Raw genomic sequence first — 26559 nt, 5'->3', positions numbered from 1 at the left:
TCCTAGCGTAGCCCGATAAAAAATAGTATTAATAGCATTATTGTGCAGATAGTGGGCAGCCGGCCTGCCGGATCAACGGAGAACGACCATTCAACGCGACCTGCATGGACAGACGGCCTTCCAGCTGGCGACGGCGATCCTGCGCGGCGACCATCCGCCCGAATCGCTGCTGCCGAGGGAGCCCGACCTGATGGAGAGGTACGGCGTGAGCCGCACGGTGATGCGCGAGGCGTTGCGCACGCTGACGTCGAAGGGGCTCGTCGAGTCGCGGCCGAAGGTCGGCACGCGCGTGCGGCCGCGCCGTGCGTGGAACCTGCTCGATGCCGACCTGCTCGACTGGTATGCGCGCGTCGCGCCGCCGCTCGCCTTCGCGCTGAAGCTGCAGGAGATGCGCGAGATGATCGAGCCGTACGCGGCCGCGCTGGCCGCGCGCGCGCATACGCCGGAAGCGTTCGCCGCGATCGACGGCGCGGCGCGCGCGATGGCCGCCGCACGCACCGTCGACGAATGGGTGCGCGCCGACCTGCGCTTTCACCTGAGCGTGCTCGAGGCCGGCGGCAACGAACTGCTGGTGCCGCTCGGCACGCTGATCGACCGCACGCTCGAGGCGCAACTGCACCTGAATGCGCGCCGGGCCGACGTCTACAACGCGTCGCTCGCCGAGCACCTGGCCGTCAGCGACGCGATCCGCGTGCGCGACGAGGACGGTGCGCGCCGCGCGATGGCGTCGCTGCTCGCGGTGACGCGCGCGCGGATCGAGATGTCGTGACGGAAAGAGGCGGGCGGCGCGGCGCCGTCAGGCGTTCGCGCAGCCGCCCGGCTTGACGACGCGTTCCGTCGACGCCGGGTATTTCGCGAGCAGGCTCGCCGGCCGGCGCGGGCGCGCGACCAGGTCGCCGCCGCAGTTCGGGCAGCGACCCTTCAGCACGTCGTCGGCGCAGGTCGCGCAGAACGTACATTCGAACGTACAGATGCGCGCCTCCGCCGAATCGGGCGGCAGGTCCTTGTCGCAGCATTCGCAGCCGGGACGCAGTTCGAGCATGATGGTTTTTCCTGGGTCGACGAGGGGCGGGACGCGTGCCGCCCGACGTCGCGGGCGGCGCATGCGAGCGCTACTGTACGCGTTTGGATCGGCCTGGCCAACGGTGTTCGCCCTGATGTCGTGCGAGGCGCGCGCCGCTCCGGGAGACGGACGTGCTGGATCGCGGAAACCGCCGCCGTGCGGCGGCGGCCAACGTCTGCCGTCTCGAGAATGTCTACCTCGACGCGCCGCCCGCCGGGCACGACGATGGCCGCCCGCGCCGAGCTGCGCGCGGCGGCGCGACCGGTCGTGCAGTCATCGGGAATCAGGACGGTTGCGCCGACGCGGCGTCCGGCGCGGGCGTTTCCGCTTGCGGCGCCGGGCCGGCCGTCCGCGTGCCGGTGCCGGCCGGGCGCTCGATCAGCGGCGCGAGCGCCGGTGCCATCGACTTCAGCAACTGAACGGCCATCGCGCTCGTGAAGTCGTAGCGGGCCGCGTACGGCTCGTGCGCGGTTGCCGTCAGGACCCCGAAGAACCGGTCGCCGATCACGAACACGAACGTGCCGCTGCGGTTGACCTTGCGCGACTCGATCAGCCGCGCGCCGCGCGCGTAGACGTTGAAGCGCTGGTCGCCCGTCCCCGTCTTGCCGTACACCGGGAGCGTCTTGCCGTCGGGTAGCGTGAGGCCGCCCGCGAGGCGGCGCGCGGTGCCGTTCAGCACGACGTCGCGCAGCAGCGTGTGCGCCACGTTGACGACCTCCGGCGGCAGCATCGGCTGCGGTTGCGCGGCCGCGCGCACGAAGCGCGTTTCGTACGGCGTGCCCTTCGCGAAGTCGAGCCGCGTGATCGTCTCGGTCGGCGCCTTCTGGCCGCCGTTCGCGATCAGGCCGATCAGTTTCGCGAGTGCGTCGGGCTGGTCGCCCGACGCGCCGATCGCCGCCGCATAGGACGGCGTGACTTCCGCGAACGGGTAGCCGAGGGCGCGCCACGACTTCGTGATCTCCGCGTACGCGCGCAGCTCGACCATGCGGCGGATGCGCCGATCCTGTGTCGCGTGGTAGCGCGTCTTGTACAGCCACGAGTACGTGTAGAAACGCGCATCGCGGCTGTCGCGCTGGACCTCGGCGAGCGACGCCGCCGGGTGCGCGCGCAGGTAGTTGAGCGTCCACAGCGCGAGCGGATGCACGCTTGCGATATAACCGCGGTCGTTGAGGTTGAAGCGGCCGATCGCGTACTTCGCGTAGAGCGCGGCAAGATCGTCGTCGGACAGCGTCGCGGCCGGCGTGCCCTTCAGCTGCGCGCGCATCTGCGCATCGAACCAGGCGAGCGATTCGTTCGGCGCGACGCTGCGCAGTACGGTCGCGATCTTCGGCGGCGACTTGCGCACGTCGCGCAGCAGCAGCGCGAGCGCATCGTCGGGTGCCTTGCCCGCGTAGCGCGTGTAATAGCGCCTCACGTAGACCTGGCTTTCGCCGTCGACGAACTGCTGCAGGTAACGCCGGCGCTGGTCGGGATCGCCGAGCCACGACGACGAGGGGCCGGCCGCCTGCAGCATCTCGTAGTGGACGATGTCGCGCATCAGCCGCACGAACACGAGGTTGACCGAGTGCTCGAACGCCGCGTGCAGCGTCAGGATGCGGCCGTTGTCCGACTTTTCGAAGTTCGAGAACACCTGCGCGCCGCCACCCGTGTAGAACACGTCGGGGCTCGCCGAGTACTTGCGTTCGACGGCCGCGTCGAGCATCGCCTGCAGCGAGCGGTCGCGCGTATGCGACAGGTAGTCGAGCGCCCAGCGCGACAACTGGTCGATCGGGTCGGGCTTCACGCGCGCGAGCTCGGCGTTCGACAGGCTCGCGTAACGCGCATGCAGGTCGGACACGATCTGCAGGTACGTGATCAGCGTGCGCAGCTTCGCGGTCGAGCCGAGGTTGATGCGGCCGCCGCGATTCACGTCGAACGGCTGGTTCACGCTGTCGGTCTGCACGCGCAGCAGGTTCGCGCCGTTGCGGTGTTCGTACAGCGTGAAGCTGTACGTGAGGTGCGACGGGTCGTCCTTCGGCGCGAGCATCTCGAAACCGTACAGGCCGGCGGCCTGCGCGCCGTCGCGCGTCGACGCCTGCGCGAGCCGTTCGGCGACGGCCTGCTGCACGCCGTTGTCGAGCGTGCTGGTCGCCTGCAGGTCGAGCTGGTCGAGCTGGTACAGGTCGCTGATGCCGAGCGCCGACAGCAGCGATGCGCGCGCGGACGTCACGGCCTTGCGCGACACGAACGACTGCACGTGCGCGGCGGCGGGCGGCGCGCTGCGCTCGATCTGCGCGGCGAGCGCGGCATCGCGCAGCGCGGGAGAAATCACGCCGCCGTTCGACAGCAGCCGCAGATAGCTGTCGGTCAGCTTCTGCAGCGCCGGATAACCGCGGTTGAGGAAATACGACGGCGCGCGCTGCGCGATGATCAGCGACAGCACCTCGCGGAACGTCTTGCCCTGTTCGTCGATGTTGTCGCCGGTCGTCGGCGCGGACAGGATCCGGTTCACGTCGTTGAAGTCGCGGCCGTACCACGCGGCGAGACCGTCGCCGATGCCGGTGATTTCGCCGACATGCGGCCGGGCGGCGAGCGGCACCGAGTTCAGGTAGCGCACGACGATCGTGCGGCGCGCGAGCATCGTCTGCGGGCCGTTCAGGTACGCGCGCACCGACGCGGACGCGATCTGCCGCAGCTTTTCGGGCGGCGTCGCGGTGCGGCCTTCGGGCGAATGGCGGAACTTCTCGATCTGCGTCGCGAGCGTGCTGCCGCCCGGGCGCGCCTGGTGACGGTTGACGACGTGCAGCGCCTGGTCGGCGAGCGCGCGGCTGAAGCGGCCCCAGTCGATCGCCGGGTTGCGGTTCGGCTCGTTCGCGTCGAGCAGATAGCGATCCTCGATGAACAGCAGCGAATCGACGACCACACGCGGCACCGTGTCGAAGTCGGCGTACACGCGCTGCGGGAACACGGTCGCGAACAGCGGTGCGCCGGTCGAATCGAACAGCATCAGGCCGGCCTGGTCCTTCTCTTCGTAAGGGAGGAACAACCCGCGATCGCCGAGCGACAGCATCCGCTGCGAATCGCGCGCCTGCTTGCCGACGACGAAACCGCGCGCGAGCAGCCGCTGCTGGAATGCCGGAAGCAGCGCGTAGCCGAGGCGCTGGTCGTAGGGGCCGTTCGCGGGGAAGCGGATGTGATCGCTCGGGCCCGTTTCGATCGTGTAGCCGACGTCGCGGGTGAGTTCGGACAGGTAATGCGCCTGCATCCGGGACGTTTCGATCTCGGTCTGCACGAGCCGCGCAACGATCGCCACCGCGATCAGCAGTGCGGCGAGCAAAGACCACTTGACCCACGTCCAGACCGATGCGGGACCGGTCACGCGCGGCAGGATACGATTCAGCGGCCGATTCATGGCGGCGTCTCCCTGAGGGCGCGGTTGTCCGGCCGCACCCCATTAAGGATTAGTGTAGTCCTCCGCAGCGGGCTGCCAAGGGCGTCGACTACCGAGATGCGCCGATGCAACGCGCGTGCCCGCGAGGCGCGGCAACGGGCGCCGCGCCGCGATGGTGCGCGCCACCGCGGCGTAACGTTTGCGCGTGGCGCGCGGCGCAGCCCGCGCGGCAGGAAGCGGCGGCGGGCAGGCCCGCGTGGCCGGGCCGCCGGACGATGCACGGATTTCGTGCGTTGCGGTGCCGCTGCAATTCGGGCCGGAACCCGCGTGTGGAACGCGCGCCGTCGCCCGGCGACGCTACGGGTTTCCGCGATAGCCGCGCGCGCCGGCGGCGAGTACGATCGCCGGAGGTACGGCGCATTTCCGCTTACGCCCGGCGTCCCATGACGATCCATCCCGTCCGCCCGTGTGCGCGGCCATCCTCGGGCTACTGCCGTTCGGCGGGCTCGGGCTCGTCGTGTCCGTCACGCGCTTTCGGCACACCCATTGGAGCCGGGTATGCGCCCGACCCGACGAACGGGCTCCACAAGGTCGCGCGCGCATGGCAAGACAGCCGAATATGCGCCGTTTCTCCATGTCGGCGCGCATGATCCGTCGCGCGTGATCCTCGCGCTGATCGTCGCGGCAACCGTGTGCCGCTGCCTGCTGGTCGTCTTATTGCTCGCCTGGCCGACGATGGCCGACCCGAATCCCGTGCGGTTCACCGGCGCGCTCGGCACCTATCCGTGCGGAGCCGCGCCGTGCATCGCGCTGTTCGCCTGAGCGGCGCCGCTACCGCCACAGCAGCGCCGCGCGATCGTGCCGGCGCACGGCTTCGACGAAGCAGTGGATCAGGTAGTCGCAGGCCAGCGTGTTCAGCGCATCGCGGCGCGTGAGCACGCCGACCGACACGGACGGAATCGTTTCCGCCACGTCGATCGCGACCATCCGCTCGCGGATCCAGTCGACTTCCATGAAGCGCTTCGGCACGCACGACACGGTGTCGGTGTGGACCGACAGCGAAAACGCCGCGCTGAACGACGTGCATTCGACGATCGGCCGCGGCGCCGGATAGCCGTGCGCGACGAACATGTCCTGCAGCAGCCGGCCGATGCTTTCCGGCGACGTGTTGAGGATCCATTGCGCGTCCTGCAACTGCGCGAGCGACGTGCAGTGACGCAGCGGATTGCTCGCGCGCGTCATCAGGATCAGTTCCGATTCGAGCAGCGGGCGGAACGTGAATTCCGGCGACAGCCGTGCCGCATCGACGATCGCGATCACGAAGTCGAGCGAGCCGTCGCGCAGCCGCGGCAGCGCGGTGTCGAGAAACCCTTCCCGCACGTCGAGGCGGATCGTCGGCATCCGCTGGCGAAAGGCGTCGAGCGCGGCCGGCAGGAAGCCGAGCGACACCAGCGGCGTCAGCGCGCATGCGAGCGCGCCTTCCTTGCCGCCCGACAGCTGGATCACGTCGTCGCGCGCGTGCTGCATCTCCGCGAGGATCAGCCGCGCGCGTGCGTAGACGGCCTGCCCGAAACGCGTGAGCTGCGCGCCGCGCGCATTGCGCGTGACGAGCGGCACGCCGAGATCGAGTTCGAGTTCGCGAATCGCCTTCGTCAGCGCGGGCTGAGACAGATGGATCGCGCGCGCGGCCGCGCGCAGGCTGCCGTGTTCGGCGATGGCGGCAAGCGCCCGGAGCTGGTGGTGTTTCACGGCGAGGCGGGGCGCGGCGGCAGTGGCGACGTTCGTATCCTACACCGCGTCGCGGCGGGGAAAGCACGCGATAACCGTGCGTTATCACGATCGAAAAATGTCGCTCCGGGCTGCGTATTTTGAATGCCTAGACTGCGTGCGCAGGCCGTCGAACGGGCCGGGCACACGACACGCGTAACCAGTACGGAGACATACCTTCATGAAGGCGCCCCGAGCAGACAGCATGTTCGGCGGGCATGTCGGCGACGTTGCCGCATCCCCGTCCAATCGTCAGCTGATTGTCGCGATCACGATCGGCAACGGCCTCGAATTCTTCGATCTCACCGTGTTCAGCTTCTTCGCGGTGCTGCTCGGCAAACTGTTCTTTCCCGCGGTCTCCGCGCAGCAGCAATTGCTGATGTCGGTCGCGACCTTCGGCGTCGGCTTCATCGCGCGGCCGGTCGGCGGCGTCGTGATCGGGCTCGTCGCCGACCGCTTCGGCCGCGTGCCCGCGATGAACCTCACGCTCGTCACGATGGCGATCGGCACCGGGATGATCGGTGTGCTGCCGACCCATGCGCAGATCGGCCTCGCGGCGCCCGTGCTGGTCGTCGTCGCGCGGCTGCTGCAGGGCTTTTCGGCCGGCGGCGAGGTCGGCGTGTCGACGTCGCTGCTCGCCGAGCGCGCGCCGGCCGGCGAACGCGGCTACTACACGAGCTGGCAGTTCGCGAGCCAGGGTGCCGCGGCGCTCGCCGGCTCGTTCGTCGGTTTCCTGCTGTCGCATTTCCTCGATACCGCCTCGCTCGAAACGTGGGGCTGGCGCGTGCCGTTCTTGCTGGGCGTGCTGATCGCGCCGATCGGCCTCTACCTGCGCGCACGCTTCAGCGCGATCGAGCAGCACGCGCCGGCCGCGGCCGCGCGGCGTTCGTCGGCGGTGCTCGGCACCGTGCTGCGGCGCGACGGCGGTGCCGTGCTGACCGCGCTCGGCCTCGTGGTCGGCGGCACGGCCGCGCACTTCATCGTGCTGTATTACATGTCGACGTACGCGATCAAGGTGCTGCACCTGCCGATGGATACCGCGCTGTGGTGCGGGATCCTCTCCGGCGCGGTGATGTTCGTCGCCGCGCCGATCGGTGGGCGGCTGTCCGACCGCACCGGCAGCAAGCGCGTCGCGCTGTGGTCGCGCGTCGCGCTGACCGTGCTGATCCTGCCGGGCTTCTGGCTGATCCGCGCGGTGCCGTCGATCGCGACGATGTATGCGGTCGTGATGCTGCTCGCCGCACTGCACTCGATCAACGCCGGCGCGAACGGCGTGATCCTCGCCGAGCTGTTCCCGAAGAGCACGCGCGCCACCGCGCTGTCGATCGCGTATGCGGGCGGCGTGTCGATCTTCGGCGGCTTCGCGCAGTTCATCGTCACGTGGATGATCGGCGCGACCGGCAATCCGGCTGCGCCCGCGTGGTACGTGATCGTCTGCGGCGTGCTGTCGCTCGTCGCGCTCGCGTTCGCGTCGGATCGCAGCGAACACGATGCGTGATTGCCGCCGTCTCCTTCTTTCCTCCTCGCGCCGAACCGTATGACCGCCACCGTTTCGCTTTCCTCACCGCCCGCCGACGTCACGGCCGGCGAACTGTGCGACCTGTCCGCCCGCACGATGCTCGACCTGCTGATGACCCGGCAGATCAGCGCGTGCGACCTGCTCGACGCGCATCTCGCCCGGATCGCGACGGTGAACCCTCGGGTGAACGCGCTCGTGACCGTCGTCGATCCCGACCTGCTGCGTGCTCGTGCGCGCGACATCGACGCCGGCTGGATGCGCGGCGCATGGCAGGGGCCGCTGCACGGTCTGCCGGTGTCGCAGAAGGATCTCACCGCGACGCGCGGCGTGCGCACGACGTACGGCTCGGCGTTGTTCGCCGCTCACGTGCCGCAGCATGACGCGCTCGTCGCGCGCCGCTGCGCGAGCGCCGGCGCGTTGATGATCGGCAAGTCGAACACGCCCGAATTCGGCGCCGGGTCGCACACGTTCAACGACGTGTTCGGCGCGACGCGCAACCCGTGGGACCTGACGCGTTCGGCGGGCGGCAGCAGCGGCGGCGCGGCCGCCGCGCTCGCGTGCGGGATGAATCCGCTCGCGTGCGGCAGCGACATGGGCGGGTCGCTGCGCAATCCGGCCGCGTGGAACAACGTGGTCGGATTGCGGCCGTCGCCGGGCCGCGTGCCGCGCGCGCCGGACCTGAACGGTTGGGCGACGCTCGGCGTCGACGGGCCGATGGCGCGCGACGTGGCCGATACCGCGCTGCTGCTGTCGGCGATCGCCGGGCCGAGCGGCGAGACCGCGACCGAACTCGCGGAACCGGGCGTACGCTTCGCGCAGCCGCTCGAACGCGACTTCCGCGGCACTCGCATCGCGATGTCGCGCGGCTTGCCTGGCGTGCCGGTCGATCCGGAGATCGGTCGGGCGGTCGATGCGCAGGCGCGTGTGTTCGCGGCGCTTGGCTGCGAAGTCGAATTCGACGATCCCGACCTGTCCGATGCGGAGGACGTGTTCCGCATCGAGCGCGCATGGATGATCGGCACGCTGGTCGACGGATTCGACGAAGCGCAGCGTGCGGCGCTGAAGCCCGAGATTCACGATGAATACCGGCTGCATCGGTCGCTGACGGCCGCCGATCTCGGCCGCATGTTCGTGCGCAAGACGCGGCTGTTCGAGCGGATGCGCGCGTTCATGCAGCGCTACGCGTTCTACGTGCTGCCGGCCACGCAGATGATGCCGTTCGACGTCGACCTGCGCTCGCCTGCGCACGTGCAGGGTGTCGCGAGCACGTCGTACATCGACTGGATGCGTGTGTGCTGGTACCTGTCGTCGACCGAGGCGCCGATCCTGTCGGTGCCGTGCGGCTTCGGCGCGACCGGTTTGCCGATCGGCATGCAGATCGTCGGCCGCTACCGCGACGACTGGGGCGTGCTGCAGTTCGGTCACGCGTACGAAGTCGCGGCCGGCCGCCGCCGGGTTTCGCCCGCCGTCGTCGCCGACGCGATGCGCTAGCCGTCTTCCCCGATTCACCGCTGACCGTTCCGGTGTGCACCGGAGCAGGCCGCGCGCCTGCGGGGGACGCGCACGCCTGCGTTTTGCCATTCGACCCGCGCAATGGAGACCTTCCGATGAAAAAACGGCTGTTGGCAGGCGCGGGCGTCGCGCTGATCGCGGGTGCGGCGCACGCACAGAGCAGCGTGACGCTGTACGGCATTGTCGACGAGGGGCTGACCTACACGAGCAATCTCGCGGTCGCCGGCCCGAACGGTGCCGTGAGCGGCAAGCCGGCGTGGCGGATGCTCGGTGGCGTGCAGCAGGCGAGCCGTTGGGGGCTGCGCGGCGTCGAGGATCTCGGCGGCGGGCTGGCGGCCGTCTTCACGCTCGAGAACGGTTTCGACCCGAGCACCGGCAAGCTCGGGCAGGGCGGGCTGATCTTCGGCAAGAAGGCGTTCGTCGGGCTGTCGGGGCCGTTCGGCACCGTCACGCTCGGGCGTCAGTATGACACCAACGTCGATTTCCTCGGGCCGCTCGAGGCCGCCGCGCTGTTCGGCGGCTACATGGTTGCGCACCCCGGCGATCTCGACAACGTGAACAACGCGAACTCGACCAACAACGCGATCAAGTTCACGAGCCGCGACTACGGCGGATTCCGCTTCGCGGCCATGTACGGCGTGGGCGGCATCGCGGGCGCGGCGACGCGCAACCAGGTGTGGTCGATGACGGCCGGCTACGCGCGCGGGCCGCTCGTGGTCGCGGCCGGTTACCTGAATGCGCGCAATCCGAACGTGTCGTTCTTCGGCACGACCGGCAGCCCCGCGCCGGTCGTCGGCGGCGTGCCGGGCAACAACATGCTGTCGCCCGTGTATGCCGGTTATGCGTCGGCGCGCACGCTGCAGGTGGCGGCGGCGGGCGGCACCTACGCGATCGGCGCGGTGACGCTCGGCGCGATGTACACGAACACGTCGTTCCGTCGACTCGGCGACCTGTCGTCCGGGCCGAACCCCGGCGGCGTGTCCGGCAACGCGGTGTTCAACAACGTCGAGGCCAGCGTGCGCTACCAGTTCACGCCTTACCTGTTCGGCGGCGTCGCGTACGACTACACGCGCGGCGGTGGCGTGAACGGCCGCGACGGTGCGACGTACCACCAGGCCGCGGCCGGGCTCGACTACTTCCTGTCGAAGCGCACCGACGTGTACCTGACCGCCGTTTATCAGCGCGCATCGGGCACCGACTCGACGGGGCGCGCGGCGGTCGCCGCGATCAACGGCCCCGGCGCGTCGGCGAACGACCGCCAGTTCGAGGCGCGGATCGGCATCCGGCACAAGTTCTGACGGGGGCGGGCGCGGCAACCGGCAGGCGGCCGCCGCGCGCGGTGATATGCTCGCGGAACGCCCGCGACCGACGGGCGGAATCCGATTGCCCGCATGCGGCCGCGTTGCCGCGCCGCGCGGCGTTTCCGAGGGAAGAACCGACACATGAGCCGCAAATTCATTCTGAAAGGCGACACGACCGACCACGGTGGCGTGGTGCTCGAAGGGATCGCCAACTCGTCGTTCGACGGACGCGAACTCGCCTATCTCGGCGCACCGGTGCTCTGCGCCGCGTGCAAGACCACCGGCGTGATCGTGTCGGACGGCGGCGAGCGGACGATGACCGTGATGGGCAAGGTCGTCGCGCTCGAACACGACCTGTGCCAGTGTCTGTGCACGCCGCAGCCGAAGCTGATTCCGTCGCAGGCAACGGGGACGATCACCGGCTGAAGCCCGCCTTCGTCGTACGTCGTCGTCGCGCGGCTGCAGGCCGCCGTCAGACGCTGCCTTCCGTTTCGATCACGAGGATGCGCGCTTCGCCGAGCGGGTGCGCGACATGCTCCATGCCGGCCGTCGCGTGGAAGACATCGCCCGTTTCCAGCACCGCCGCATGCTCGACGCCCGCTTCGCGATAGCGCATCTCGACGCGGCCGTCGAGTACCGCGAACACCTCCTCGCCGTCGTTCACGTGCCATCGATAGGGCGCGTCGGTCCAGTGCAGCCGGACCGTGATGCCGTTCAGTTTCGCGATGTCGAGCGCGCCCCATGCGCGGTCCGCCGTGTAGTCGGCACTCCGGACAATGTTCATCGATGCGTGCTCCGGCGCGAATGCGCGTCGTGTTTCCGTCATTTCATTGGTATCCGCATTCAGCGCGACGTCGCGCGCAGCGCTTGCTCGACGATCGCCTTGCGCTTCGCGAAGCCGGCGGCCGACCGTTCGGTGACGCGCTTCACGACCGCTGCCGGCGCGGTGTCGGGCGAGCCGGCAGCGAACGGCGGCGCGGGCGCGTATTCGAGCTGCAACTGGATCGCCTGCGCTTCTTCGTCGCCCACCAGCTCGGCGGCGATCGTCAGCGCGAAGTCGATGCCGGCCGTCACGCCGCCGCCCGTGATCAGGTTGCCGTCGCGCACCACGCGCTCGCGCACGGGCACCGCACCCAGCGGTTCGAGCAGCGCGTGGAACGCCCAGTGCGTCGTCGCGCGCCGCCCGTGCAGCAGGCCGGCCACGCCGAGCAGCAGCGCACCCGTACAGACCGACGTCACATAGCGTGCGGCGGCCGCGCGCTGTTGCACGAACGCGATCGTTTCGGCGTCGAGCAGCAGTTCGTTGATCCCGATGCCGCCCGGAATGCAGATCACGTCGAGCGGCGGACAGTCGTCGAACGTGCAGGTCGGCGTGAGGGCGAGGCCGCTGCTCGACGCGACGGCGTCGCGCGACTTCCAGACCAGGTGGACGGCTGCGTCGGGCAGCGACGCGAGCACGTCGTGCGGGCCGGTGAGGTCGAGTTGCTGGACGCCCGGAAATACGAGAAGGCCGATATGCAGGGTCATGCGAAGACTCCGAGTGGAAGTGGAGCGCGCCGTTGCCGGCACGGGATGGACAGATCGATTCTAGGCGCGTAGTGTTTGGCGAAATTGCCATATCACCCACGTTTTCAGCCAATCGCCATGCCTGCCGCTCCGCGTTCGATCCTGGTCCTCGCGTTCCCGCGCGCGCAACTGCTCGACGTGTCGGGGCCGCTGCAGGTGTTCGCCTCCGTCAACGAGCTCGCGCTGGAGCGCGGGCAGCCGGCGCCGTATGCGCCGCGCGTCGTGGCGGTCGACGCGGGGCCCGTCGAGACGTCGTCGGGCCTTGTCGTGATGGCCGAGTCGCTGCGCTCGGCTGCCCGCCCTCCCGATACGCTGATCGTCGCCGGCGGCAAGGGTGTGCATGCGGCGTCGAAGGATGCGCGGCTGGTGCGCTGGGTGCGGCAGCAGGCCGGGCGCGCGCGGCGTGTGGCGTCGGTCTGTACCGGCGCATTCCTGCTCGCCGAGGCCGGGCTGCTCGACGGGCGGCGCGCGGTCACGCACTGGGCGCGCTGCGACGAATTCGCGGCGCGCTACCCGAACGTGCGCGTCGAGTCCGATCCGATCTTCATCCGCGAAGGCGCGCTGTGGACGTCGGCCGGCGTGACGGCCGGCATCGATCTCGCGCTCGCGCTGGTCGAGGAGGATCTCGGGCGCGCGACCGCGCTCGACGTCGCACGCGAACTCGTCGTGTTCCTGAAGCGTCCGGGCGGGCAGGCGCAGTTCAGCGCGATGCTGTCGATGCAGCGCACCGACGACCGGTTCGGCGAACTGCATGCATGGATGGCCGAGCACCTGACGGCCGACCTGTCGGTGCCCGCGCTGGCCGAGCGCGTACGCATGAGCGAGCGCAGCTTCGTGCGCCACTATCGCGCGGGAACGGGCCGTACGCCCGCACGCGCGGTCGAGCAGATCCGCGTCGAGGCCGCGCAGCGCCTGCTCGGCGAAACGGCGTGGCCCGTCAAGCGGATCGCCGCGCGCTGCGGCTTCGGTTCGGAGGAGACGCTGCGGCGCAGTTTCGTGCGCGTGCTCGGTGTGTCGCCGCAGGGCTATCGCGAACGCTTCGTGCGATGACGTGCGGGGCGTGATCGAGGACGGAGCGGCTGCTGTCCGGAACTGAACGGAAACCGGTCGGTTTCGAATCCGAAATGCCAAAACTATTCAGGATCGGAGAACAATAGGCGGGGGCTTGTGCCGCGCCCGTCGCGCGCTCTATTCTGTTCTGTTGGCGATTCGAAGGGGGAAGCAGGATGGACCGAATCCAGGCAATGGAAGTTTTTACCCGTGTGGTCGACGCGAACAGCTTCACGCGCGCGGCCGATACGCTCGCGATGCCGCGCGCGTCGGTGACGACCATCATCCAGAATCTCGAGGCGCTGCTCGGCGTGCGCCTGATGCACCGGACGACGCGCCGGCTGTCGCTGACGCCGGAGGGCGCCGCGTACTACGAGCATTGCACGAAGATCATCTCGGAGATCGCGGAAGCCGACGCGAGTTTCCAGGCCGGCAACCGCAAGCCGAGCGGCGTGTTGCGCGTTCACATGCCGAGCTCGCTCGGGCGGCGCATCGTGCTGCCGTCGCTGTCGATTTTCCGGCAGCGCTATCCGGACATCACGCTCGAGCTGGGGCTGTCCGATCGCTATGTGGATCCGGTCGAGGAGGGCATCGACTGCATGATCCGCGTCGGGCCGCTCGAGGATTCGTCGATGGTCGCGCGGCGCATCGGCATGCTCAAGCGCGTGACCTGCGCGTCGCCGGAATATCTGGAGCGTCACGGCGAGCCGCACGAGATCGCCGATCTCGCCGAGCACCATGCGGTGAATTTCCGTTCGAGCCACGGCGCGCGGGCGATTCCGTGGGTGTTCATGATCGACGGCAAGCCGTTCGAGGTGCGGATGAACGGCAGCGTGACGGTCAACGATTCGGATGCCTACGTGACGTGCGGGCTCGAAGGGTTCGGGATGATCCAGCCGACGCTGTTCATGGTGCTGCCGAACCTGCTCGACGGTTCGCTGGTCGAGGTGCTGCCGGACTGCAATCCGAAGCCGAAGCCGATTTCGATCGTCTATCCGCACAACCGGCATCTGTCGCAGAAGGTGCGGGTGTTCGCCGACTGGATCGCGGAGGTGTTCGAGTCGACGCCGGCGCTGGAGGGCGGGGAGAACTGGCGGGGGCGGGTGGGGGCGCAGGCGGCGAAGCAGCAGAGAGGGGCGGTAGCGGCGTAAGGCGACGAGACTTGCCGTGAATGCCTCATCCGTCGATCGTCGGGCAGCTGAACCGTCACGTCTTATGGCGGGCCTACCAGCGGATCGCGTACGGATTTTCTCCGAGCGTCCAGTGCCCGTTGTCGTCCCGTTCGAGGAGAATTCCCTTGTGCGCCCAGCCGTCCTCTTCGGGATAAAACGTCAGCGAGCCCAGCAGGTCCGGGTCGGCCAGCCACGGTGTGGCTGGCCGACCCGGCTTCCACAGGAAATTGACCCACGAGACCAGGTGCGGATTGTCGTCGAACGGATTCTTGGACGGCTCCATGAATTTTTCGACGCCACCATAGGTCACGTGCGCGCAGAACAGGTTCACCATGAGCAGCGCCCGTCCACCGGGAACCGACCCGTCGGTCGTCTCGAGTTCCACGTACCGATAGAACGACTTTCCGACGGGGGTGAGCGCGATGTGGCTCAACGGGACATGGGTGTCGCGTGATTCGTAGTCCGGATTTCTCACGGTCGGTCGTCCTTTGCCTGCATTGAATTTCACGGTAATCAGTCCGCGGTTGATCAATGCCTGCACGTCTGATCTCACTACGCCGTCGACCCTCGGCAAATCCTTCGCATTGACTCCGCAGGAAGTTCGGCGCCGGCCAGGCTGACGCAGGCGTCGGTCGGAGCGGTGTTCTTGTCCGCGAGCGCGGCCTTCAGGATTGCGTCGATCTTGCTTTTGTCCAGGTCGTCTCGCGGTGAAACGACGCGCATGCCAACCAGCACGGCCACCACGCCTGCCACCGATCTCGACCGGATTTCGTCGTGGCCGGTTCGCGATCTTGCCTACAGCCGGCGGATGCTGGCGGAGACCGGAGCGGTCGACGCGATGTGATTTCGCCGCGGGAGCGACGAACGTCGGGAAAAAAACGGGATGGGTGGGCGGTCGCGACACGCCGGAACGGGTCATGCTGGCGGATGCCAATAAGCGCATGGCGGATCCCGATTGCGGAACCCGCTGGACCGGGCGTACGCGATGTTTATCGGCGGGGGCTGCTGCCGGAGCCACACAGCAATGAAAAAAGCCGCTGTTTCTTTCGAAACAGCGGCTTTTCGCATTTGGTGGCGAATCAGGGATTCGAACCCCGGACCTGCGGATTATGATTCCGTCGCTCTAACCGACTGAGCTAATTCGCCGTGAAGAATTGAATTATGTCGGTCGGCCGCCTGGCTGTCAACAGCTTTTTCCATCTCCCGTGAAAAAAGTTGCCGGATGACCCGCGACGCCCTCGCGGCAGGGCGGTTTGCCGGTCGCCGGAACACCCGTCCGGCAACCCGCATCCGCCCGCCCGGACAACCTCAATCCTGCGCGTAGATGTTCGAGTCCTTCGTCTCCTTGACGAACAGCAGGCCGATCACGAAGGTGGCCAGCGCGATCACGATCGGATACCAGAGGCCCGAATAGATGTCGCCCTTCGCCGCGACGATCGCGAACGCGGTCGCCGGCAGGAAGCCGCCGAACCAGCCGTTGCCGATGTGATAGGGCAGCGACATCGACGTGTAGCGGATCCGCGTCGGGAACATCTCGACCAGCATCGCGGCGATCGGGCCGTACACCATCGTCACGTAGATCACGAGGATCGTCAGGATCACGATCGTCATCGGCCAGTTGAGCTGCGCCGGGTCGGCCTTCGCCGGGTAGCCGGCCCCCTTCAGCGTCGATGCGAGCGTCTTGTCGAACGCCGCGCCCTGCGCCTTCGCGTCGGCCGCCTTGCCGTCGTAGGTCTGGATCACTGTGTCGCCGACCTTGATCTGGGCCAGCGTGCCGGCCGGTGCCGCGACGTTCTCGTAGTTCAGGCCGGCCTTCGAGAGCGCACTCTTCGCGATGTCGCACGAGCTGGTGAACTTCGACGTGCCCACCGGGTTGAACTGGAACGAGCAGGTGGCCGGGTCGGCCAGGACCGTGATCGGCGCCTTCTGCGTCGCGAGCTCGAGCTGCGGGTTCGCGTAGTGCGTGAGCGCCTTGAACAGCGGGAAGTAGGTCAGCGCCGCGATCAGGCAGCCCGCGAGGATGATCGGCTTGCGGCCGATCTTGTCCGACAGCGAACCGAAGAACAGGAAGAACGGCGTGCCGATCAGCAGGGCGATCGCGATCAGGATGTTCGCGCTGGCCCCGTCGACCTTCAGCGTCTGCGTCAGGAAGAACAGCGCGTAGAACTGGCCCGTGTACCACACGACGGCCTGGCCGGCCGTCAGGCCGATCAGCGCGAGGATCACGATCTTCAGGTTCTTCCACTGGCCGAATGCTTCGGTCAGCGGCGCCTTCGACGTCTTGCCTTCCGCCTTGATGCGCAGGAACACCGGCGATTCGTTCAGCTGCATCCGGATCCACACCGACACGGCGAGCAGCAGGATCGACGCGACGAACGGCACGCGCCAGCCCCAGCTGCCGAACGCTTCCTCGCCGATGAACGTACGCACGCCGAGGATCACGAGCAGCGACAGGAACAGGCCGAGCGTGGCGGTCGTCTGGATCCACGCGGTGTAGAAGCCGCGACGGTTCGCCGGCGCATGTTCGGCGACGTAGGTCGCCGCGCCGCCGTACTCGCCGCCGAGCGCGAGGCCCTGCAACAGCCGCATCGCGATGAAGATCACGGGCGCGGCGATGCCGATCGACGCGTAGCCGGGCAGGAAGCCGACCACGAACGTCGAAACGCCCATGATCACGATCGTCACGAGGAACGTGTGCTTGCGGCCGACGAGGTCGCCGAGCCGGCCGAACACGATCGCGCCGAACGGCCGCACCGCGAAGCCGGCTGCAAAGCCGAGCAGCGTGAAGATGAACGCGGCGGTCGGATTGACGCCGGAGAAGAAGCTCTTGCTGATGTAGGCCGCGAGCGAGCCGGCCAGGTAAAAGTCGTACCACTCGAACACGGTGCCGAGCGACGACGCGAAGATCACCTTCTTCTCTTCGCCCGTCATCGGCGAGTGCGAAATTTGCCCGCCTAACGTTGCCATGAATCGTCTCCAAGTCCCTTGATATAGATATGCGGCCGCCTTGGGAGGGGCGGGCCTGACGACGATTATTGGCACGGAAACTTACGGCGGACTGACTCGCGCGCACAAAACGACTGCACGTTAACCCGTGCCGAATCGGCCGCTACACGCGTCGATTGTGGTGCGATCGTCCGGTAAATCGCCGGTTTCGACGCATTTGCGCCGGCTGCCGGCGGCGCGCGTCAGGGTTAATCCGGGGCCGTGCCGGTCAGCGGCAGGCTGACACGCACGAGCGTGCCGGCCAGGCGGGGCGCCTGCTGGTAGACGTGATCGTCGAGCGTCAGCGTGCCGCCGTGCTGGGTGGCGATCTCGCGCACGATCGCGAGCCCCAGGCCGCTGCCGTCGCCTTCGCGGCCGAGGATCCGGTAGAAACGCTCGACGACGCGTTCGCGTTCGGCGGCCGGGATGCCGGGGCCCGTATCCTCGACTTCGAGATGCACGAGCCGCGCCGCCGGGTCGGCATGCACGCGTACGGTGATGCGGCCGCCTTCGGGCGTGTAGCGGATCGCGTTGTCGATCAGGTTGCCGAGCATCTCGCGCAGCATGACCGGATTGCCGTCGACGTCGAGCGGCGCGTCGTCCGGCGGCCCTTCGTAGCCGAGATCCATCCGCTTCGCGAGCGCGGCCTGCACCCAGTCGCGCACCGCGCGCCGCGCGAGCGCGGCGATCTCGACCGGCTCGAACGTGAGGCCGCTCGCGCGGTTCTCGGCGCGCGCGAGCGCCAGCAGCTGCGTGACGAGCCGCGCGGCCTGCTCGGAACTCGTCGCGATCTGTTCGAGCGAGCGCTGCACGTCGGGCGGGACCGGGTGGCGCAGCGCGAACTCGGCCTGCGTGCGCAGGCCCGCGAGCGGCGTCTTCATCTGGTGCGCGGCGTCGGCGATGAAGCGCTTTTGCAGCGCCATGTTCTGTTCGAGGCGCGCGAGCAGGTCGTTGAACGACGTGACGAGCGGTTCGATCTCGGGCGGCGCGCGCTGCGCCTCGACGGGCGACAGGTCGTCGGGCCGCCGCGCGCGGATGTGCGCCTGCAGCGCGTTGAGCGGCGCGAGCCCGCGCGACAGCCCGAACCACACGAGCAGGATCGCGAGCGGCAGGATCACGAACTGCGGCAGGATCACGCCCTTGATGATGTCGTTCGCGAGCGCGTTGCGCTTGTCGAGCGTCTCGCCGACCTGCACGAGCACGGGCTGCGCGCCGCTGGATTGCGGCAGGGCGACCGTCGTATAGGCGACGCGTACGTCGTTGCCGCGCAGCAGGTCGTCGCGAAACACGACGACGCCGGGCGGCGGGCGGTCCTCGTCGCGCGGCAGCGGCATGTCGGCTTCACCGGCGACCAGTTCGCCGCGCGTGCCGAGCACCTGGAAGTAAACGCTGTCGACGTTGTCCGCGCGCAGGAAGTCGCGCGTCTGCTCCGGCAGCGTCAGCTCGGCGACGCCGTTGACCGGATGAATCTGCCGGGCGAGCACGTACGCATTGGTTTCGAGCGCACGGTCGAACGGGCCGTTCGCGATCGTCTTCGCGACGAGGTAGGTGACGGCGATGCTCATCGGCCACAGCAGCAGCAGCGGCGCGAGCATCCAGTCGAGGATCTCGCCGAACAGCGAGCGCGGACGCGGCGCCTCGGGCGATTCGGTTTCGTCGGGCGGCGCGAACGGGTTCTCGTAGCGCGCGTCGCGCGCCTCGTCGGCGGCCGACGACGGCGCGCCGGTCGGATGGCGGGAATGGGCCGGCGTGGCCATCGCGGCGCCGCCCGCCGTCAGCGCAGCGGCGTGCCGGCCGTCGCGGGCTGGGGCGCTGCCGTATCGGCCGGCGCGGCGGGCGCGGCCTTCTCGAGGCAATAGCCGAGGCCGCGCACGGTCGAGATCCGCACGCCGCTCGGTTCGATCTTCTTGCGCAGCCGGTGCACGTAGACTTCGATCGCGTTGTTGCTGACTTCCTCGCCCCATTCGCACAGGTGATCGACGAGCTGCTCCTTCGACACGAGCCGGCCGATCCGCTGCAGCAGCACTTCGAGCAGGCCGAGTTCGCGCGCGGAGAGATCGAGCACGTGATCGTTCGCGTACGCGATGCGGCCGACCTGGTCGAACGCGAGCGAGCCGTGGCGCACGACGGTCGGGCCGCCGCCCGCGCCGCGCCGGGTCAGCGCGCGCACGCGCGCCTCGAGCTCGTTGAGCGCGAACGGCTTGGCCATGTAGTCGTCGGCGCCGAGGTCGAGCCCCTTCACGCGTTCGTCGACGCTGTCGGCGGCCGTCAGGATCAGCACGGGGAGGTTGGAGTTGCGCGCGCGCAGGCGCTTGAGCACTTCGAGCCCGGACATTTTCGGGAGCCCGAGATCGAGGATCAGCAGGTCGAAAGTCTGCATCGACAGCGCGGTGTCGGCATCGACGCCGCTCTTCACGTGATCGACCGCATAGCCCGATTGGCGGAGTGACCGGGTGAGGCCGTCCGCGAGTATGCTGTCATCTTCGGCGATGAGGATTCGCATGTTGCTGACCGATGGCCGGCGAGGCGTTCGCGCCGACGCGGCTGTCTCCGGAGTTATTCGTGTACAACGCCCCGCATTGCGGGCTTGCATAAACTACTGTTTTTTTATACAGTGTCTGCATTCGTGGGCGGCGCTTGGAAGCGGGCGCGCCTTTAACAGACGCTGCTCATCATAGCAAAGGACGATTCATGGAAGATAGCAAGAAGGGCTCCGGGATGACCGCCGAGAAGAGCAAGGCGCTGGCGGCCGCACTCGCGCAGATCGAGAAGCAGTTCGGCAAGGGGTCGATCATGCGGATGGGCGACGGCGAAGCGGCCGAGGACATCCAGGTCGTCTCCACGGGCTCGCTGGGTCTCGACATCGCGCTGGGCGTCGGTGGCCTGCCGCGCGGCCGGGTGGTCGAGATCTACGGTCCGGAATCGTCGGGTAAAACCACGCTCACGCTGCAGGTCATCGCCGAACTGCAGAAGCTGGGCGGCACCGCGGCGTTCATCGACGCCGAGCACGCGCTCGACGTCCAATACGCGTCGAAGCTCGGCGTGAACGTGCCGGAACTGCTGATCTCGCAGCCGGACACCGGCGAGCAGGCGCTCGAAATCACCGACGCGCTGGTGCGCTCGGGCTCGATCGACATGATCGTCATCGACTCGGTCGCGGCGCTCGTGCCGAAGGCCGAAATCGAAGGCGAGATGGGCGATTCGCTGCCGGGTCTGCAGGCCCGCCTGATGTCGCAGGCGCTGCGCAAGCTGACCGGCACGATCAAGCGCACGAACTGCCTCGTGATCTTCATCAACCAGATCCGGATGAAGATCGGCGTGATGTTCGGCAACCCGGAAACCACGACGGGCGGCAACGCGCTGAAGTTCTATGCGTCGGTGCGTCTCGACATCCGCCGGATCGGCTCGATCAAGAAGAACGACGAGGTGATTGGCAACGAAACCCGCGTGAAGGTCGTCAAGAACAAGGTGTCGCCGCCGTTCCGCGAAGCGATTTTCGACATCCTGTATGGCGAAGGCATTTCGCGCCAGGGCGAGATCATCGATCTCGGCGTGCAGGCGAAGATCGTCGACAAGGCGGGCGCCTGGTACAGCTACAACGGCGAGAAGATCGGCCAGGGCAAGGACAACGCGCGTGAATTCCTGCGTGAAAATCCGGAAATCGCACGCGAGATCGAGAACCGCATCCGTGAATCGCTCGGTGTCGCCAGCATGCCCGATGGCGTAGTCGGCAACGAAGCCGAGGCGGTGGACGAAGAAGAGTGATGGTTGCGCGCCGAGGTCAGGCTGGCGAGCCGGCGGAGAGCGACGCGCCCGAAGCGGCGGGTCGCTCCGGCCGGCGAGCCGGATCCTCGGGCACCGACCGGCGGGCCGCGGGCAGCGATGCCGCGAACCGCACCGCGACGAGGGCATCCGGCGATGCCCTCGTTTCGTTTGAGATTGCCGCGCCCGACGATCCGTTCGACGACGACGAATCGTTCGACGCGCACGACCGGTCACGCCGTCGCGTGTCCGGTGTCCGCTTCCCGGGCGATCGCGCAGCCGATGCATCGGCGCCGGCACGGGAAGACGTCTATACCCGCAGCAGCCAGCATCCGCGCCGCACGCGCCGTGCGTCCGGTGCGTCTTCCGGTACTTCATCCGGCGACACGCCGGGCACCGCCGAACGCAAGTCGTCGAAACCGCCACGTTCATTGAAGGGCCGTGCGCTCGGCTATTTGTCGAGGCGTGAATACAGTCGCGTGGAACTCGCGCGCAAGCTCGCGCCTTACGTCGGCGAAGAAGAATCCGTCGAGCCGGTGCTCGATGCGCTGGAAAAGGACGGCTGGTTGTCCGATGCGCGCTTCGCCGAGAGCCTCGTGCATCGCCGCGCATCGCGCGTCGGCGTCGCGCGCATCGTCAGCGAGCTGAAGCGTCACGCAGTTGGCGACACGCTCGTCGAGGAAGTGAACGCGCAGTTGCGCGAGACCGAATGGGCCCGTGCGCAGGCCGTCTGGCGCAAGAAATTCGGTGCACTGCCGCAAACGCCGGCCGAGCGTGCGAAGCAGGCCCGCTTTCTTGCCGCGCGCGGCTTCTCGAGCTCGACCATCGTGAAGTTGCTGAAGGTCGGCGACGATTTCCCGATCGACGACTGACCGGCCGGTCGCGCGCGTGGCGCGCGATTTTGCTGCAATGCAACCGCCTCCGGACAGGCGGGAATACCCGCCGTCGCGTCAAACTGTCTCAAATACCCAATATGCTAAAATCCATGGGTTTTCCTCTTCGGCCTCAACCTCCAGCATGCCGCTATCCGAGCCCGTGCCCCGTCAGTTGCGACATCGACGCGCAATCCGAGCGGAAGCTTACGAGCGCGGCGACGGCTTGTGGGACATCGAAGCCTGCCTGACCGACCACAAGCCGCGCGATGTCGCGCTTGCGTCGGGCATCCGGCCCCAAGGCCTGCCGATCCACGAACTCTGGCTGCGCGTGACTATCGATCGTGAACTCAATGTCGTCGACGCCGAAGCGTCTTCGGAATGGGTGCCGTATCCCGGTCACTGTCAATCCGCCCCGCCTGCCTACCGGGCCCTCATCGGGCTCAATCTCTTCCGCAATTTCCGCCGCAACGCGAACCGGCTGCTCGCCGGCGTCGCAGGCTGCTCCCATCTCACCGAACTGTGCGCCGTGCTGCCGACGGCGGCGATCCAGGCGTTCGCCGGTGACGTGTGGAACGTGCGCGAGGAGGGCGGCGAAGGGCCGGATCACGACGGCGCGCCCGCCGAACCGCCGTTCCAGCTCGGCCGCTGCCGTGCGCTGCGGTTCGACGGCGAGGTCGTGCGGCAGTACTACCCGCGCTGGTACGGCCCGATTCGGCCGGATATGCCCGGTGACGGCAGCACGAAGGAATGAACGGAAATCATTCGAAGAAGCGTCTTAAGCGACTTTTCATCCAACTCTCAGACTGAAGGGAATCACGCATGAAGATTCACGAGTACCAGGGTAAGGAAATCCTGCGGAAATTCGGAGTCGCGGTACCGCGCGGCAAGCCGGCGTTCTCGGTTGACGAAGCCGTCAAGGTGGCGGAAGAGCTCGGCGGCCCGGTATGGGTCGTGAAGGCTCAGATCCACGCGGGCGGCCGCGGCAAGGGCGGCGGCGTGAAGGTGGCGAAGTCGATCGAGCAGGTGCGCGAATACGCGAACCAGATCCTCGGCATGCAGCTCGTCACGCACCAGACCGGTCCGGAAGGCCAGAAGGTCAACCGTCTGATGATCGAAGAAGGCGCGGACATCAAGCAGGAACTGTATGTCAGCCTCGTCGTCGACCGCATCTCGCAAAAGATCGTGCTGATGGGTTCGAGCGAAGGCGGCATGGACATCGAGGAAGTTGCCGAAAAGCACCCGGAACTGATCCACAAGGTCATCGTCGAGCCGTCGACGGGCCTGCTCGACGCCCAGGCCGACGACCTCGCCGCGAAGATCGGCGTGCCGGCTGCTTCGATCCCGCAAGCGCGCGCGATCCTGCAAGGCCTGTACAAGGCATTCTGGGAAACCGACGCATCGCTGGCTGAAATCAACCCGCTGAACGTCTCCGGCGACGGCAAGGTCACCGCACTCGACGCGAAGTTCAACTTCGACTCGAACGCGCTGTTCCGCCACCCGGAAATCGTCGCTTACCGCGATCTGGACGAAGAAGATCCGGCTGAAATCGAAGCGTCGAAGTTCGACCTCGCGTACATCTCGCTCGACGGCAACATCGGCTGCCTCGTGAACGGCGCAGGCCTCGCGATGGCCACGATGGACACCATCAAGCTGTTCGGCGGCGAGCCGGCGAACTTCCTGGACGTCGGCGGTGGCGCGACGACCGAGAAGGTCACGGAAGCATTCAAGCTGATGCTGAAGAACCCGGACCTGAAGGCGATCCTCGTGAACATCTTCGGCGGCATCATGCGCTGCGACGTGATCGCGGAAGGCGTGATCGCCGGTTCGAAGGCCGTGAACCTGAACGTGCCGCTCGTCGTGCGCATGAAGGGCACGAACGAAGACCTCGGCAAGAAGATGCTGGCCGATTCGGGCCTGCCGATCATCTCGGCCGACAGCATGGAAGAGGCTGCGCAGAAGGTCGTCGCGGCTGCCGCAGGCAAGTAAGCACGCGCTAATGAACACGTAGGGCGGCGCGGTTTGCACGCGACGCCCATCGAACAGAGGTCAAAATACATGTCGATTCTGATCAACAAGGACACGAAGGTCATCACGCAGGGCATTACCGGCAAAACCGGTCAGTTCCATACGCGCGCCTGCCGTGAATACGCAAACGGCCGCGAAGCATTCGTCGCGGGCGTGAACCCGAAGAAGGCCGGCGAAGACTTCGAAGGCATTCCGATCTACGCGAGCGTCAAGGAAGCGAAGGCGGAAACCGGCGCGACCGTGTCGGTCATCTACGTTCCGCCGGCAGGCGCGGCGGCTGCGATCTGGGAAGCGGTCGAAGCCGACCTGGATCTCGCGATCTGCATCACGGAAGGCATCCCCGTGCGCGACATGATCGAAGTGAAGGACCGCATGCGTCGCGAAGGCCGCAAGACGCTGCTGCTCGGGCCGAACTGCCCGGGCACGATCACGCCGGACGAGCTGAAGATCGGCATCATGCCGGGCCACATCCACCGCAAGGGCCGCATCGGCGTCGTGTCGCGTTCGGGCACGCTGACGTATGAAGCGGTCGCGCAGCTGACGGCACTGGGCCTCGGCCAGTCGTCGGCGGTCGGTATCGGCGGCGACCCGATCAACGGTCTGAAGCACATCGACGTGATGAAGATGTTCAACGACGATCCGGACACGGATGCGGTCGTGATGATCGGCGAAATCGGCGGTCCGGACGAAGCCAATGCGGCGGAGTGGATCAAGGACAACATGAAGAAGCCGGTGGTCGGCTTCATCGCGGGCGTCACGGCGCCTCCGGGCAAGCGCATGGGCCACGCCGGCGCGCTGATCTCGGGCGGTGCGGATACGGCCGAAGCGAAGCTGGAAATCATGGAAGCGTGTGGCATCACCGTCACGCGCAACCCGTCGGAAATGGGCCGTCTGCTGAAGAAGGCGCTGTAATATTTCCCCGGGGTTCGTCCTGCAGAAAACGCCGGCTTTGCCGGCGTTTTTTGTTATGCTCGCGCAATGAATTCGTAAGCACCGGGCATGCGTCGCGCATGTGCCGGCGATGAACCGGGCCGCCTGCGACGCGGCCGCTGTCCTGTCCTCACCGCCATGCTCGAATTCCTGACATCGCTGCACTGGGGCGCCATTCTCCAGATCATCGTCATCGACATCCTCCTCGGCGGCGACAACGCGGTCGTGATCGCGCTCGCCTGCCGCAACTTGCCGGCCAACCAGCGGTTGCGCGGCGTCGTCTGGGGTACCGCCGGCGCGATCCTGCTGCGCGTCGCGCTGATCACCTTCGCGGTCGCGCTGCTCGACGTGCCGTTCCTGAAGCTCGGCGGCGGGCTGTTGCTGCTGTGGATCGGCATCAAGCTGATGGCGCCGGCCGCCGACGCGCACGACGACATCAAGCCGGCCAGCCGGCTGTGGGACGCCGTGAAGACGATCGTGATCGCCGATGCGGTGATGAGCCTCGACAACGTGATCGCGATCGCCGGCGCGGCCGAACAGGCCGATCCGTCGCACCGGATCGCGCTGGTGATCTTCGGGCTCGTCGTCAGCGTGCCGATCATCGTGTGGGGCAGCACGCTGGTGCTGAAGCTGCTCGACCGCTTCCCGATCGTCGTGGCGTTCGGCGCCGGACTGCTCGGCTGGATCGCGGGCGGGTTGATCGTCAACGACCCCGTCGGCGACCGCTGGGCGGTGCTGGATACGCAGCCGGTGCTCTACGGCGCGAGCATCGCGGGCGCGCTGTTCGTCGTGGCGATCGGTTACGCACTCAGGAAGCGCCACGGCGCGCCGCACGCGCGCTGACTGGCCGTCCGGCCGACTGCCGGCTTCACGGCCCGCTGGCTACGATCGAAACGCCTGCCTTGATCGGCAGGCGTTTTTCGTTTCCGGAGCCTGCCATGTTCGAAGCCTTTTCCGTTTCCCTGTTCCGTCGCGTGGCCGCCGATCTGCGGCGCGCGAACCGGCCCGCGCCGCGCTGGCGGCCGGCCGGCTTCACGCTGATCGAATTGATGATCGTGCTGGCGATCGTCGGCGTCGTCGCGGCCTATGCGATTCCCGCGTATCAGGATTACCTCGCGCGTTCCCGGGTCGGCGAGGGGCTTGCGCTTGCGTCGTCCGCTCGGCTCGCGGTGGCCGACAACGCGGCGAGCGGCGCGAGCCTCGATGGCGGTTACGGCCCGCCGGCCGCGACCCGCAACGTCGAATCGGTGGCCATCGACGGCAACACCGGCCAGATCACCGTCGCGTTTACCCCCCGCGTCGCCGCGGCCGGCGCGAATACGCTGGTGCTCGTGCCGTCCGTACCCGACAAGGCCGATGCGCCCACCGCGCGCGTGGCGCTTAAAAAGGGTGCGATGCAGGCCGGTGCGATTGCGTGGGAGTGCTTCGCCGCCGGCAAGGACGCGTCGTCGCTGCCGGCGCCGGGGGCCGGGCCGTTGCCGAGCGCCACCGCGACGCTGCCCGCGAAATTCGCGCCCGCGGAGTGCCGCGCATAGCGCCGGAGGCGAGATCGGCAGAGCACCAGCCTGAACTCCAGTCACGAACCGCGACCACGTAGGCCGTCGCCTGCTTCAAAAAGACACAAGACCACCGACCACCATACTGCGATGCGCCGGATGGTAC

Annotated in this window: 24 protein-coding genes, 1 tRNA gene and 1 pseudogene; 16 read left to right on the top strand and 10 right to left on the bottom strand. The window is 67.8% G+C overall.

Features of this window, described 5'->3' with window-relative positions:
• Nucleotides 1-64: 64 nt before the first annotated feature.
• Nucleotides 65-769: an FCD domain-containing protein gene (locus tag G3N62_RS06985; protein WP_034189045.1), complete on the top strand. Its 705-nt coding sequence runs from the start codon at nucleotides 65-67 to the stop codon at nucleotides 767-769.
• Between the two features lie 27 nt (nucleotides 770-796).
• On the opposite strand, the gene G3N62_RS06980 is transcribed toward G3N62_RS06985, so the two are convergent.
• A complete protein-coding gene (locus G3N62_RS06980; RefSeq protein WP_034189046.1) occupies nucleotides 797-1042 on the bottom strand; it encodes a DUF1272 domain-containing protein in 246 nt (81 codons plus the stop codon).
• A 304-nt stretch (nucleotides 1043-1346) separates the two neighbouring features.
• Entirely contained in the window at nucleotides 1347-4454 is a 3108-nt protein-coding gene (locus tag G3N62_RS06975; protein ID WP_124671114.1) for a biosynthetic peptidoglycan transglycosylase, read from the bottom strand.
• A gap of 445 nt (nucleotides 4455-4899) precedes the next feature.
• Between G3N62_RS06975 and G3N62_RS06970 the strand changes: the two are divergent.
• A pseudogene (locus G3N62_RS06970) lies at nucleotides 4900-5255 on the top strand (MAPEG family protein).
• 9 nt (nucleotides 5256-5264) lie between these two features.
• Here G3N62_RS06970 and G3N62_RS06965 read toward each other — a convergent pair.
• A complete protein-coding gene (locus G3N62_RS06965) occupies nucleotides 5265-6182 on the bottom strand; it encodes a LysR substrate-binding domain-containing protein (RefSeq protein ID WP_124671115.1) in 918 nt (305 codons plus the stop codon).
• A gap of 199 nt (nucleotides 6183-6381) precedes the next feature.
• On the opposite strand from G3N62_RS06965, the gene G3N62_RS06960 reads away from it, so the two are divergent.
• The 4 genes from G3N62_RS06960 (at nucleotide 6382) to G3N62_RS06945 (ending at nucleotide 10958) form a co-directional block, all read left to right on the top strand.
• Nucleotides 6382-7698, top strand: coding sequence for an MFS transporter (locus tag G3N62_RS06960; protein ID WP_051701003.1), 1317 nt, complete (start codon nucleotides 6382-6384; stop codon nucleotides 7696-7698).
• A 39-nt stretch (nucleotides 7699-7737) separates the two neighbouring features.
• Nucleotides 7738-9210: an amidase gene (locus tag G3N62_RS06955; protein ID WP_082744749.1), complete on the top strand. Its 1473-nt coding sequence runs from the start codon at nucleotides 7738-7740 to the stop codon at nucleotides 9208-9210.
• A gap of 116 nt (nucleotides 9211-9326) precedes the next feature.
• Nucleotides 9327-10529: a porin gene (locus tag G3N62_RS06950; RefSeq protein WP_124671116.1), complete on the top strand. Its 1203-nt coding sequence runs from the start codon at nucleotides 9327-9329 to the stop codon at nucleotides 10527-10529.
• 144 nt (nucleotides 10530-10673) lie between these two features.
• Nucleotides 10674-10958, top strand: coding sequence for a PAAR domain-containing protein (locus tag G3N62_RS06945; RefSeq protein ID WP_034189051.1), 285 nt, complete (start codon nucleotides 10674-10676; stop codon nucleotides 10956-10958).
• 46 nt (nucleotides 10959-11004) lie between these two features.
• Here the strand turns inward: G3N62_RS06945 and G3N62_RS06940 are convergent, their stop codons facing one another.
• Nucleotides 11005-11316, bottom strand: a complete 312-nt coding sequence (locus tag G3N62_RS06940; RefSeq protein ID WP_034189052.1) for a cupin domain-containing protein — start codon at nucleotides 11314-11316, stop codon at nucleotides 11005-11007.
• A gap of 59 nt (nucleotides 11317-11375) precedes the next feature.
• Nucleotides 11376-12059, bottom strand: a complete 684-nt coding sequence (locus G3N62_RS06935) for a DJ-1/PfpI family protein (RefSeq protein ID WP_049034669.1) — start codon at nucleotides 12057-12059, stop codon at nucleotides 11376-11378.
• 117 nt (nucleotides 12060-12176) lie between these two features.
• On the opposite strand from G3N62_RS06935, the gene G3N62_RS06930 reads away from it, so the two are divergent.
• On the top strand, nucleotides 12177-13148 hold the full coding sequence (locus tag G3N62_RS06930; RefSeq protein WP_049034671.1) for a GlxA family transcriptional regulator: 972 nt from the start codon (nucleotides 12177-12179) through the stop codon (nucleotides 13146-13148).
• 176 nt (nucleotides 13149-13324) lie between these two features.
• Entirely contained in the window at nucleotides 13325-14299 is a 975-nt protein-coding gene (locus G3N62_RS06925) for a LysR family transcriptional regulator (RefSeq protein ID WP_049034673.1), read from the top strand.
• Nucleotides 14300-14372: 73 nt separating this feature from the next.
• Here G3N62_RS06925 and G3N62_RS06920 read toward each other — a convergent pair whose 3' ends face one another.
• Nucleotides 14373-14861 (bottom strand): hypothetical protein, encoded by a 489-nt coding sequence (locus G3N62_RS06920; RefSeq protein WP_206141215.1) that lies wholly within the window; start codon nucleotides 14859-14861, stop codon nucleotides 14373-14375.
• 180 nt (nucleotides 14862-15041) lie between these two features.
• On the opposite strand from G3N62_RS06920, the gene G3N62_RS36260 reads away from it, so the two are divergent.
• The gene (locus G3N62_RS36260) at nucleotides 15042-15164 is read left to right on the top strand and encodes a hypothetical protein (RefSeq protein ID WP_260435850.1); all 123 of its coding nucleotides are present in this window, start codon (nucleotides 15042-15044) and stop codon (nucleotides 15162-15164) included.
• A gap of 225 nt (nucleotides 15165-15389) precedes the next feature.
• Here G3N62_RS36260 and G3N62_RS06915 read toward each other — a convergent pair.
• From G3N62_RS06915 to G3N62_RS06900, 4 genes are all read right to left on the bottom strand, one after another.
• Nucleotides 15390-15466: transfer RNA gene (locus G3N62_RS06915), tRNA-Met, on the bottom strand.
• Nucleotides 15467-15628: 162 nt separating this feature from the next.
• Complete coding sequence (locus G3N62_RS06910; protein WP_049029339.1) at nucleotides 15629-17287, bottom strand: MFS transporter; 1659 nt, start codon at nucleotides 17285-17287, stop codon at nucleotides 15629-15631.
• A 227-nt stretch (nucleotides 17288-17514) separates the two neighbouring features.
• On the bottom strand, nucleotides 17515-19062 hold the full coding sequence (locus G3N62_RS06905) for a sensor histidine kinase (protein WP_034189062.1): 1548 nt from the start codon (nucleotides 19060-19062) through the stop codon (nucleotides 17515-17517).
• A 17-nt stretch (nucleotides 19063-19079) separates the two neighbouring features.
• On the bottom strand, nucleotides 19080-19808 hold the full coding sequence (locus G3N62_RS06900) for a response regulator transcription factor (protein ID WP_034189063.1): 729 nt from the start codon (nucleotides 19806-19808) through the stop codon (nucleotides 19080-19082).
• Between the two features lie 188 nt (nucleotides 19809-19996).
• Between G3N62_RS06900 and recA the strand changes: the two genes are divergently transcribed.
• The 7 genes from recA (at nucleotide 19997) to G3N62_RS06865 (ending at nucleotide 26432) form a co-directional block, all read left to right on the top strand.
• Entirely contained in the window at nucleotides 19997-21070 is a 1074-nt protein-coding gene (gene recA / locus G3N62_RS06895; RefSeq protein ID WP_034189064.1) for a recombinase RecA, read from the top strand.
• On the top strand, nucleotides 21070-21939 hold the full coding sequence (gene recX, locus G3N62_RS06890; protein WP_124671207.1) for a recombination regulator RecX: 870 nt from the start codon (nucleotides 21070-21072) through the stop codon (nucleotides 21937-21939). The genes recA and recX overlap by 1 nt, the downstream gene beginning before the upstream one ends.
• Before the next feature lie 145 nt (nucleotides 21940-22084).
• On the top strand, nucleotides 22085-22693 hold the full coding sequence (locus G3N62_RS06885; RefSeq protein ID WP_034189066.1) for a DUF2889 domain-containing protein: 609 nt from the start codon (nucleotides 22085-22087) through the stop codon (nucleotides 22691-22693).
• Nucleotides 22694-22761: 68 nt separating this feature from the next.
• Nucleotides 22762-23928: an ADP-forming succinate--CoA ligase subunit beta gene (gene sucC / locus G3N62_RS06880; protein WP_006477915.1), complete on the top strand. Its 1167-nt coding sequence runs from the start codon at nucleotides 22762-22764 to the stop codon at nucleotides 23926-23928.
• A 69-nt stretch (nucleotides 23929-23997) separates the two neighbouring features.
• A complete protein-coding gene (sucD, locus tag G3N62_RS06875) occupies nucleotides 23998-24879 on the top strand; it encodes a succinate--CoA ligase subunit alpha (protein ID WP_006477916.1) in 882 nt (293 codons plus the stop codon).
• 156 nt (nucleotides 24880-25035) lie between these two features.
• A complete protein-coding gene (locus G3N62_RS06870) occupies nucleotides 25036-25740 on the top strand; it encodes a TerC family protein (RefSeq protein ID WP_034189067.1) in 705 nt (234 codons plus the stop codon).
• A gap of 95 nt (nucleotides 25741-25835) precedes the next feature.
• Entirely contained in the window at nucleotides 25836-26432 is a 597-nt protein-coding gene (locus G3N62_RS06865; RefSeq protein ID WP_034189068.1) for a pilin, read from the top strand.
• Nucleotides 26433-26559 lie beyond the last annotated feature (127 nt).

The sequence above is a fragment of the Burkholderia sp. Tr-20355 genome (genome assembly GCF_017104685.1).
In the GTDB taxonomy this organism is placed as follows: domain Bacteria; phylum Pseudomonadota; class Gammaproteobacteria; order Burkholderiales; family Burkholderiaceae; genus Burkholderia; species Burkholderia seminalis.
Note: the sequence above shows the minus strand (reverse complement) of the source record. Positions and strands in the feature narration are given on the sequence as shown.